The 11,048-nt window shown below is 36.4% G+C and carries 10 protein-coding genes; 3 read left to right on the plus strand and 7 right to left on the minus strand.

The annotated features are described in order from the left end of the window. Together WBM60_RS00995 and WBM60_RS01000 are read left to right on the plus strand one after the other, a co-directional pair. A partial coding sequence (locus WBM60_RS00995; protein WP_424282646.1) for a glycoside hydrolase family 16 protein occupies window positions 1-340 on the plus strand: 340 nt, incomplete at its 5' end. A 64-nt stretch (window positions 341-404) separates the two neighbouring features. After that, on the plus strand, window positions 405-1,025 hold the full coding sequence (locus WBM60_RS01000; RefSeq protein WP_424276936.1) for an L-threonylcarbamoyladenylate synthase: 621 nt from the start codon (window positions 405-407) through the stop codon (window positions 1,023-1,025). Between the two features lie 49 nt (window positions 1,026-1,074). Here the strand turns inward: WBM60_RS01000 and WBM60_RS01005 are convergent, their stop codons facing one another. The 3 genes from WBM60_RS01005 to WBM60_RS01015 all read right to left on the minus strand — a co-directional run bounded on the left by WBM60_RS01005 (window position 1,075) and on the right by WBM60_RS01015 (window position 3,488). Continuing rightward, window positions 1,075-1,926: an OmpA family protein gene (locus WBM60_RS01005; protein ID WP_299162630.1), complete on the minus strand. Its 852-nt coding sequence runs from the start codon at window positions 1,924-1,926 to the stop codon at window positions 1,075-1,077. A 101-nt stretch (window positions 1,927-2,027) separates the two neighbouring features. Next, window positions 2,028-3,029 (minus strand): glycosyltransferase family 2 protein, encoded by a 1,002-nt coding sequence (locus WBM60_RS01010; protein ID WP_424276935.1) that lies wholly within the window; start codon window positions 3,027-3,029, stop codon window positions 2,028-2,030. A 12-nt stretch (window positions 3,030-3,041) separates the two neighbouring features. Then, on the minus strand, window positions 3,042-3,488 hold the full coding sequence (locus tag WBM60_RS01015; RefSeq protein WP_424276934.1) for a type I restriction enzyme HsdR N-terminal domain-containing protein: 447 nt from the start codon (window positions 3,486-3,488) through the stop codon (window positions 3,042-3,044). 26 nt (window positions 3,489-3,514) lie between these two features. Here WBM60_RS01015 and holA point away from each other — a divergent pair, with 26 nt between their 5' ends. Continuing rightward, a complete protein-coding gene (gene holA, locus WBM60_RS01020) occupies window positions 3,515-4,519 on the plus strand; it encodes a DNA polymerase III subunit delta (RefSeq protein ID WP_424282647.1) in 1,005 nt (334 codons plus the stop codon). A 5-nt stretch (window positions 4,520-4,524) separates the two neighbouring features. Here holA and WBM60_RS01025 read toward each other — a convergent pair whose 3' ends face one another. From WBM60_RS01025 to WBM60_RS01040, 4 genes are all read right to left on the minus strand, one after another. Next, window positions 4,525-4,902, minus strand: a complete 378-nt coding sequence (locus WBM60_RS01025; RefSeq protein WP_424259410.1) for a DoxX family protein — start codon at window positions 4,900-4,902, stop codon at window positions 4,525-4,527. 160 nt (window positions 4,903-5,062) lie between these two features. Then, complete coding sequence (locus WBM60_RS01030) at window positions 5,063-7,474, minus strand: alpha-ketoacid dehydrogenase subunit alpha/beta (RefSeq protein ID WP_424282648.1); 2,412 nt, start codon at window positions 7,472-7,474, stop codon at window positions 5,063-5,065. Between the two features lie 157 nt (window positions 7,475-7,631). Further along, window positions 7,632-10,469, minus strand: a complete 2,838-nt coding sequence (locus tag WBM60_RS01035) for a metalloprotease (protein ID WP_424282649.1) — start codon at window positions 10,467-10,469, stop codon at window positions 7,632-7,634. Between the two features lie 7 nt (window positions 10,470-10,476). Further along, window positions 10,477-11,048 (minus strand): TIGR00730 family Rossman fold protein (locus WBM60_RS01040; RefSeq protein WP_424282650.1); only part of this gene is annotated, 572 nt, incomplete at its 5' end.

Genomic DNA, 11,048 nt, shown 5'->3' on the forward strand with positions numbered 1-11,048 from the left:
TCATTTTTCCATTCACAGTGTTGCTAATAATCATAAAGACGGAACGCAAGTAACTTCCGGTCCGGTTATACTGGAGACCATAGAAGAAGAATTTCACAATTATGGCATTCTGTGGACTGACAAGTACCTAAAATTCTACATAGACGATATAGAGAATATTAAGCTTAGATTTCCTCGTCCGGCTATTTCTAATGTGGAAAATTGGCCTTTTTCTGGACCTTTTTATTTTTTAATGAATATAGCTGTTGGAGGAGATTGGGGAGGTTTGGAAGGAGTGAATGACGCCATTTTTCCTGCCGTTATGGAGGTCGACTATGTTCGTGTCTATCAGGTAAAATAGAACTCTTATTCTTTTAATTTGGGGTTACCCGCAAAAATATTTACTTCAAATATTTAGTAAGAAAATGGCCGAATTCATTAAAATATACGAGCAGAATCCTAATCCAAAGGAAATAGATAAGGTGGTATCCATCCTGCGAAAGGGAGGTTTGATCATATATCCTACAGATACGGTTTATGGACTAGGCTGTGATATTACTAATACCAAGGCCATGGAAAAAATTGCTCGTATAAAGGGAATTAAATTAGAAAAAGCGTACTGGTCCTTTGTTTGTGCAGACCTCAGTAATCTTTCAGATTACGTCAGGCAATTAGATACACCAACTTTTAAGATTCTAAAGCGAGCACTTCCCGGCCCTTATACTTTTATATTGCCAGGCAGCAGTAAATTGCCTAAGGATTTTAAGAAAAGAAAGACTGTGGGAATAAGAGTTCCGGATAATAATATTGCTAGGGCTCTTGTGGAAGGCTTGGGCAACCCCATTGTTTCTACTTCCATAAGAGATGAAGATGAACTTTTGGAGTATACTACAGATCCTGAGTTAATTTTTGAGAAGTGGCATAATTTGGTAGACATTGTTATTGATGGGGGATATGGAGGTAATTTAGGGTCCACTGTTATTGATCTTTCAGGAGATGAACCAGAAGTAATTCGTGTAGGGAAAGGAGACCCGGATATTATATAAAAAAAACCGCGATCAAAGACCGCGGTTTAATTATTAGATAATTTAATATTTAGTCGTTTATAGCAGGATCTTTCATTCCTTCTTCAATCATACTATAGAACTGATCAATTTTTGGAAGAACAACAATTCTCGTTCTCCTGTTTCTGGCTTTATCTGTTGGAGAAACAGGGACATACTCTGCTCTTCCAGCTGCAGTCATTCTTTTTGGATCTACTCCATAATCATTTTGTAAAATACGAACTACTGCAGTAGATCTTTTTACACTTAAATCCCAGTTGTCTAGTAATACACCTTTTCTATAAGGAACATCATCTGTGTGTCCTTCCACCATAAACTCAAAATCAGGTTTGTTGTTAACTACTTGGGCTACTTTTCCTAATACTTCTTTAGCTCTTGCAGTTATGTTGTAGCTACCACTACTAAATAAAAGTTTGTCTGAAATTGAAACAAAAACCACACCCTTTTCAACACTAATTTCTATATCCTCATCATCCAAGTTCCCGAGAACGCCTTTGAGGCTTTGTACTAGAGCCAGGTTCACAGAATCTCGTCTGGTGATAGCATTTTGTAATTTACGAATGGTAAGATCTTTTTCCTGCAGACTTTCTAAAGACTTCTCAAGATTTTCTGCACCTTTTGTTGTTAGGGTGGTTAAGTTCCCCATATTATTTATTAATTCCTGATTATTTGATTTCAGGAATGCATTCTGATCTTCCAAAGTTTGTAATCTTGCATCCGCTGTTGCCTTTTCCTCAAGACAGGAATTCAATTTAACTGTAGCGGAATTTAAAAGGTCCTGCGTTTCTTTTTGTTTAGTTTCTAATTCGGCATATTTCTTTTGCGATACGCAAGATGATAAAAGAACTGCCATTCCCAAAAAGCCTAGAATAAATTTTTTCATAATAATGTTTATATAAAATTAATTGTTTGTTTTTTAATGAACCTATACCTAATAAAACGTAAAATTATGACATTTGATTTCCTTTGATTTGTCAAAATTAGTTAATCTTTTACTAAAATGTTAAAATTCTTTACATGATCTACGAAATAAGACCACACTATGGATTTTGTAATATGATACATTGTGATAAAATTGGCTTTTTCCCTTTTTTTATACATTTTACCAAAATGCCGGTAATAGCTTAAATGTGCTTTAATAATTGCCAAACAATGAACAGGTTTAAGTTGTAAAATAAATCGAATGGCTGCTATACCGTCCAGGAACAGTCGAACAATAATAATGGGAAATGCTTTCTTACGGGGCAGGTTTTTAGTGATGGAATAAAGTGAATTTCTAAAATTCAAAAAAGTTTTTTTCGGGTTCATATTACTTAGTGTCGATCCTCCGAGATGATATACATGTGAGCCTCCAACGCAGTAAACCTTTAGTCCCTTATTTTGCGCTCGCCAACATAGGTCAACCTCTTCCTGGTGTGCAAAATAGTCTTCATCAAATCCACCAAGATCATGGAAAACATCACTTTTTACAAACATACTGGCACCGGTTGCCCAGAATACTTCTGTAGTATCATCATACTGCCCTTCATCTTTCTCGATAGTTTGAAAGATACGCCCCCTGCAGAACGGATATCCAAACTGATCTAAAAAACCACCTGCCGCTCCCGCATATTCAAAATAATCCCGGCGTAACAGGTCTAGAATTTTGGGTTGTATTATTGAGGCCTCGGGAATCTTCAGAAACGCTTCTTTTATAGGTTCAAGCCAACCGGGGGTAACTTCAACATCAGAATTTAAAAGGCAATAGATGTCAGCATCAACCTGTTTTAAAGCGTCGTTGTATCCTTTAGCAAAACCATAATTTGAACTATTTTGAATAAGGTTTACACTGGGATAGTTTTTTTTAACAAAAGCCACAGAACCATCCGTGGAGGCATTATCTGCCACATAGATATCAGCGTTGCCGGAATATTGTACTACCAGAGGCAAGTAACGTTCCAGGAGGGCTTCTCCATTCCAATTAAGTATGACGATTGCAAATTTCAAAACGGTTGCAAATTAACGGCTAAAATCAGGAATTTGTCTTAAAAATGAATATTTTTCTTCTTCATAATTCATATTACAATAAAAATGATCTAAACCATTAGTTACCATAAGGTATTCTGCTTGCATTTTCATGTTATATCGTGCGATCTGATCGAAAACAACCTGCGAGACTGTGACGTTTGGCGATTTACATTCAACAAGAATGTGGATACTACCATCGCTATTGAAGACTACCACATCATATCTTTTTCTCAAACCGTTTAATGATAAGGTTTTTTCAACATTAATTAAAGACGTTGGGTATTTCTTATCCATGCATAAAAAATGAATTACGTGCTGCCGTACCCATTCCTCGGGCTGCAGGCTAACAAATTTTTTGCGTATTATATCAAAAATCTGCTGCTTATTTTCGCTACTTTTGAATCGGAAATTGTAGCTGGGAAAATTGAGAGATAGCATAAAGCAAATTTGGTAATTTTTTTTGGATGGAAGAAGTAAAGCAGATTGTAAATGACATCCGCAACGGGAACATAAGCCCTATTTATTTTTTGATGGGCGATGAACCTTATTATATTGATAAAATAGCTCAGTTTATTAGTGATAACATTCTTACCGAGGAGGAGAAAGGTTTTAATCAAATGGTTTTATACGGGAAGGAAACATCACTGGAGCAGGTGTTGGCTAATGCCAAGAGATATCCCATGATGTCTGAAAGACAGGTAGTTATTGTTAAGGAAGCACAGCATTTATCAAGAAATATAGAGGAATTATCTTCTTATGCTGTAAATCCACAGACATCCACCGTACTTGTATTCTGTTATAAATATAAAAAACTGGACAAGCGCAAAAAATTGCACAAAACTCTTCTTGGAAATGGAAGTGTCATTTTTGACAGCAAAAAGCTATATGAAAATCAGGTTTCAGATTGGATAAGACTAACCTTAAAACAGAAGGGTTATGCCATTTCACATAAGGCTTCAGTTTTATTAGTGGAGTATCTTGGAACAGACCTGAGCAGAATTAATAATGAATTGGAAAAATTACAATTAGTACTTCCAAAGAACACCGAAATAAACCCCGATCTGATAGAAAAACATATAGGAATAAGCAAAGACTATAATAATTTTGAATTAAAAAAAGCAATAGGAGAAAAAAATATTGTAAAAGCCACCAGAATTATAAATTATTTTGCCCAGAATCCAAAAGATAATCCATTTGTTGTGACCGTTAGCCTTTTGCATAATTTTTTCACACAGTTATTACAATATCACGGTCTATCTGACCATTCGCCCAAGAATGTGGCTTCAGCTTTACGGATCAACCCTTATTTTGTGGGAGAGTTTCAGATAGCATCCAAAAATTATCCTATGAAGCGGGTTAGCAATATTATTGCTTATTTACGTGAAATGGACTTAAAAGGAAAAGGGGTAGGGGCTTATAATATTTCACAAGCTGATCTTCTAAAAGAACTTCTGGTTAAAATAATATAGAAAGTCTATTTTTTGTCGATACTATAACGTCCCGGACCAAGCAGTATTATAAGCGCGAAACTCATTAAATACAATAGAGCGAGTTCTTTTTTTCCGAAAGGATCTGAACCGTGAACAATAAAAGCAGCTACTGCCATTGTTATTACAACTGGCAAGGAGGCCCAACGGGTTTTAAAACCAATTATTACGAGTATAGGGCAAATGAATTCCCCAATAACCGCGAGAAACAGAGAAGGTGTAGAGCCGATTCCAATAGGATCGGCAAATTGAAAATCTCCGTTTAAAAGTTTTTGCAATTTGGGAATACCGTGAGACAATAAAAAGGCCGAAGGAAGAATACGGAGAACTGCCAGACCAATATCACTTTTAAGTTTTTTAGTCATTTTTTTTAAGATTGGAGAATCTAAAGTAAGCTTTTTTTTTGAGAACTTTTTGTCAATTAGGTTAGAATTCACCAAATATAATATGACAGTTTAGTGCCATGATACAGGAATATTGGTTAGTGAATCGAGACTAAGGTAAGATGATTACAGAGTATTTCTATCAGCGGAGTTTTGGATATTCAGCCGGATTTGCCTCATGCATAATATCATATACTTTTTCAAACATGTCCTCCGCATTTGGTTTAGAAAAATAGTCCCCATCTGAAGCATATGCCGGTCTGTGAGCTTTTGCCGTAAGGGATTGAGGCGCGCTGTCCAGGTATTTATAAGCTCCCTGACGTTCAATAATATCCTGCATGAGATAAGCTGCGCATCCACCGGGTACATCTTCATCAATGATCAATAGTCTATTGGTTTTTTTAATACTGCTCAGGACAGTATTACTAAGGTCAAAAGGGAGCAAAGACTGCGCATCAATCACCTCTGCATCAATTCCTACTCCTATTAATTCCTGGGCAGTATGTTGCACTATACGCAGGGTAGAACCGTAAGACAAAAGTGTAATATCAGAACCTTCTTTAACAATTTCAACTACTCCGATAGGGGTGCAAATTTCACCCAGGTTATTTGGTTTGTCTTCTTTAAGCCTATATCCGTTTAAACTTTCAATAATTAATGCCGGTTCATCACTTTTCATTAATGTATTATAAAAGCCCGCTGCTTTAGTCATATTCCTGGGCACCAACAAATACATGCCTCTAAGAAAGTGTATAATACCGCCCATTTGAGAACCGGAATGCCAAATACCCTCTAGGCGATGTCCACGTGTACGGACAATTAAAGGAGCTTTTTGTTTGCCAACTGTGCGGTATAGCAAAGTTGCCAGATCATCACTTAAAGTCTGCAGGCCATATAGCAGATAATCCAGATATTGTATTTCCACTATTGGTCTAAGGCCCCTTAGTGCCAACCCAATTCCTTGTCCAATAATAGTAGCCTCTCGTATACCTGTATCCGCAATTCGCAATTCACCATATTTCTGCTGGAGCCCCTCTAACCCCTGGTTTACATCGCCAATAGCACCGCTATCTTCTCCAAAAATGAGCGCTTGTGGATATTTGCCAAAAAGCTTATCAAAATTATCTCTTAGAATAATCCTGCCATCTACTTTTTCAGGCTTATCATTGTATATAGGTCTTATTTCTTCAATGTTTGTTGCCTTGTTAGATAATTCACTATAAAGGTGTGAGCTAAATTTTATTTGTGAGTCCTCAAGGAAATTTTCAACCCATTTTAACAAGGCATCTTTTTCCTTAGAATTTTCACCAATTACATGGCGAAGGGCCTTTCTAGAGTTGGAGGCTAAATCTTTTTTTAAGGGCTCTTCAATAGCAATAAGGTCATTCTTGATTTTAGTTATAAACGCCCTGTTAGGGCTGTTCATAGCCAGTTTATCCAAAAGTCCTATTAGGACTTTTTTGGCCTCTTTATGAGGGGATAAGAATTCTAGCCAAGCCTCCTTTTTTGCGATTCTGACTTCTTTTTTAATAGCTAATTCAAGAGCTAACAATGATTCATTATCCGTAATTTTATTTTCCAGTATCCATTCTCTGAATCGCTTGTTACAATCATTTTCTTTTTCCCAGAGTAATCTATCCTCGCTTTTATATCTCTCCTGTGATCCTGAAGTTGAATGCCCTTGTGGTTGTGTGAGTTCTGTAACATGAATTAGTACAGGGATATGCTCTTCCCTTGCGAGTTCTGAAGCATTTTCATAGGCATGAATTAGTGCAGTATAATCGTAGCCTTTTACTTTTAGAATCTCATAACCCTTATTAGTTTCATCTCTTTGGAATCCTTTAAGAACTTCTGAAATATCTTCTTTGGTTGTCTGGAATCTGGCAGGCACTGAAATTCCATACTGATCATCCCATACACTAATAATCATAGGTACTTGTAAAACGCCAGCTGCATTGAATGTTTCAAAAAAATGACCTTCAGATGTGCTGGCATTGCCTATTGTACCCCAGGCTACTTCATTTCCATTATTGGAAAACTTAGTGCTATCAATCCCTTTGACATTGCGGTAGATTTTCGAAGCCTGAGCCAGACCAAGAAGTCGTGGCATCTGACCTGCGGTCGGAGATATATCAGGACTACTATTTTTTTGTTCGGTGAGGTCTTTCCATGAACCGTCCGGATTAAGGCTGTAAGATCCGAAATGACCACCCATTTGCCTCCCGGCACTCATGGGCTCTTTTTCTATATCGGTAGTGGCGTAAAGACCGTGAAAAAGGTCTTTAGGGCTTAGTTGCCCGAGAGCCATCATAAAAGTTTGATCTCTATAGTAACCGCTTCTAAAGTCCCCGTTTCTGAAAGATCTGGCCATTGCTAATTGAGGCAATTCCTTTCCATCTCCAAAAATTCCAAATTTGGCTTTACCTGTCAGAACCTCTCTTCGCCCTAAAAGACTACACTCACGGCTGGTGACTGCTATTTCATAATCTGTTAAAATCTGTGCCCTAAAATCCTCAAAGGAAATATCATCACTGGTTTGTAGTTTTAAACTCATTAGGGAAAGATTTGCAGCAAAAATATAAAAAAGGGATGGTTTTTACAATCAAAAAAAGTGGTTTTTTATTAATGAATCAGCAAAAAAATCACTAAAAAACAACTGCTGATTATAAATAATTTAGAAAATGACTATTTTTCTAAGAAAAGCATAATTTCTAAAACCATTGTCTGGTGAAAAGACCTATTAGAGTTTTAGGACTTAGGGTTACTATAAAGCGAATTCTTTCTGCATAGTTGGGCTGTGCAATTTCCCAGCCATTATTTGAATATATGGGAAAATATAATTCAAAATAATCTGTAAGTAAATTAAGACGTATCCCTGAGTCATATACGAATCTTGTCGGCTGATTTTGGTTTTTGATAAACCCTAAATCACCATACACTTCTACCCATCTCCAAATATTAACGCTGGAATTAGTGGTAGCGATCCAATCGTTAGAAAAAGGGTTCTCCAATTGAGATTTAAACCCACCTTCTGCAATAATTAGTTGTTGACTCCATATCCCCGAATCTTCAGATCTGCCCAGGTAATTGTAATCAAATAAATAATCGGTGGGCCTATCCAGGGCGAAACTAAAATAATCTCCGGTTGTCTTATTTCTTAAAAACTTTCCGGCGAAAAAGCGAAAGTTAAATTGGGTATTATTTATAAATAATTTCCGGTACTCGAGATTGAAAGACAATTTGGTAAAGTCAGAAGAGTGCTGAGCGTCAGCAAACCATGAAAAATAGTCGATAATTCCGTTGTTTGTATTTCTAAACCTTGCATTCAATACGCTATAATCCGGATCGGTTTCTATATCAAGGCTTGGATCAATATTTCTAAACACATTAACATATCTCAAGGTAAGCAACTGCCGTTTATTGGAAATAAGGTCTTCAGGGCGCCATCCAAAACTAATGGAGGGGGTAAATGTGCTATAGCGCGAATTGACTTGAAAATGAGAAGAAGATCCGCGTAGTGCATAATCAGTAACGTAAAATCCACTCTTTCCATGATAGTGCCTGTAAGTAAGTTTACCATTTCCGACTAATGTTTTTTCCTTGAAAGAATACTCTGGAGAAAAATCAAATACAAAAGGTCGTTCAAGAAGTGTTTTATTAGTTAATCTAATCCCCGGACTTAGGCCATCATATATATTAAAACCCAAAGTTGGCATGTAAAAAATTTGGTTGTAATAGGGATCTTCTGCGTCTTTAAAAAATTGAAATTTTAATTTTTTATTACTGAGAAAGAAACCCTTTAACGCTTTCCAGTTATCTCTCTGATTAAATTCCGGAATGGTATGATCGTAATTAAGGACTAACTTATCTTCTAAATTTCGCGGTATACTAAAAGTTTGTTCGGTTTTGATTCCATCAAACCAATATTCAGATATTACCTCGTTTTTTTTCAATCCGAATAAGGATATTGGAGCGTCTGTGCCTGTTTTGTTTTTAAGAGTTACATACAGCGAATCCTGTGTTTTAATCACTTTGGAAATCTTAAAATCAATACGGTCGTCGGTTGAGACATAGCTCTTAAAAAACCAATCGATATCCTTTTCGGAATTCTCCTTTAAAATACGCTCGAAATCAGATGGTCCTACAGATTTTAATTTATATTGTTCATAAAACTCTTTGATAGCTGAATCAATCTTATCAACACTCGTGTAATCGGCGAGATAGGCCAAGCCGAGTCCTGCTTTATAAGTATTGGCTATTTTCTGATTAAATTTTATAAGGGAGTCATTAGGTGTGCTGAGCGCCTGATCGAGGTTTTTTCTAGCTGTAAACATATATAAAAAGGAATATTGCTCATTGAAATCCATTTGCGCCAAATGAAATCCTTTAATCAACCAACCCTTAGATAGTTTTCCAAGCATTTTTTGATCGGGATAAAACTCTTCTACGAATTTTATCATCATGTAATTGATCACTGCATCTCCTACCCATTTTTCCTTTCTTGGATTAAGGAATATGGATTCTCTCATATAACTGTTAAGTGCAGTTTTCATAAATGTCATTTCAAACTGGAACTGCTTCTCATAAGGTCGTATAAAAGAAGGTAGCTGATTTAACCCATAAATTGGGTTTTTATTAAAATCCACTTCACTCACCAATAGCTGCTCATAAGGAAAGTCTCCCAGGTTATCATGAATAAAGCGCGAAATCCTATTAATTGAAACGCCCTGTGAAATTTCATCATATTTTGTCGCCTTTAGATCTGTAACTACTATAAGTTCCGGAGTGACATGTTTTGTGAACTTTTTTAGTGAATTCAGAATAATGTAACAACTCTTCCTGTTTACCCCTTCCAAGGTAGCCTGTTTTTTTCCTGGAAAACCTGTTATATTCACTTCCTTGAAATTAGTGCCAAAGAATAACGAATCTGGATAGCTGAAAATAATATTGGTATTTGTATTTCCCGTATGAAGGTCTTCAAGATTTTTGTTTGAATACAATTGCCATTGACCGTCATAAACCGCCGGTGTGAGATACCAATCTTTTAAATAATAACCTCCTTCATTGTTATATCCATAGGGAGTATATTTATTTGGCGGGAGCTTAACAGTATATGTAATAAATAATTTAGCAGAATTACCCGGAGCCAAAGGCTTATTAAGTTCAATTTTAATGATATCCAGACCTAAAGTTCTACCCCAGGAGATAGCTCGGTATTCATCATCTACAATTGTAAAAATTTCTGTCCTGCCCCGATCTTTTTCTTTGGCTAAATGAAGACTCTTTTTAAATTCCTCCGCGAATCGTTTTGCAAGAGCAGTATTTTTATCGGAATAGGCATTTGCCCAATCATTAAAATACAATACGCTTAGGGTATCCTGTGAATCATTTAAATATTCAAATTCCTGTTGGATATTAATTTCCCTGGTTTCGGACTCCAAGGTGGCTTTTAGGTTGTTATTATGTTGCGCATAAATACCACCAATGCCAAATATGAAATATAGGTGAGCAGTTATTAACAGAAAAGTTGGAATGCGCTGTAGTAACATATATGATTTAAAAATTTGGACTCAAGGTATGGCCTTTGTAGAAAGCATCAATAATTTCTACAACCTCTTCCTCTGTATCAACAATGCGTATTAAATCGAGATCTGTCTTACTAATATTTCCTGCATTCAGCATGGTGCTCTTAATCCAGTCCATCAAACCTTTCCAAAATGACGCTCCGACCAGAATAATAGGAAATTTACCAATTTTATTTGTTTGAATTAGCGTAATTGCTTCGAAGAGTTCATCAAGCGTACCAAATCCTCCAGGTAAAACCACAAATGCTTGCGAATATTTTACAAACATTACCTTTCGTACAAAGAAATAATCAAAATCCAGGCTCTTGTCATCATCAATGTAAGGGTTGTCATGTTGTTCGAAAGGAAGATCTATATTCAGTCCGACTGAAGTTCCTCCAGCCAAATGCGCTCCTTTATTACCGGCTTCCATAATACCTGGACCTCCGCCTGTAATAATACCATAACCAGCTTCGGATACTTTTTTGGCAACATTTACAGTAAGTTGGTAATAATTGGCATCCTCTTTGGTTCTGGCAGAACCAAAAATTGTAACACAAGGGC

This window comes from Eudoraea sp., assembly GCF_049669105.1.
GTDB lineage: Bacteria > Bacteroidota > Bacteroidia > Flavobacteriales > Flavobacteriaceae > Eudoraea.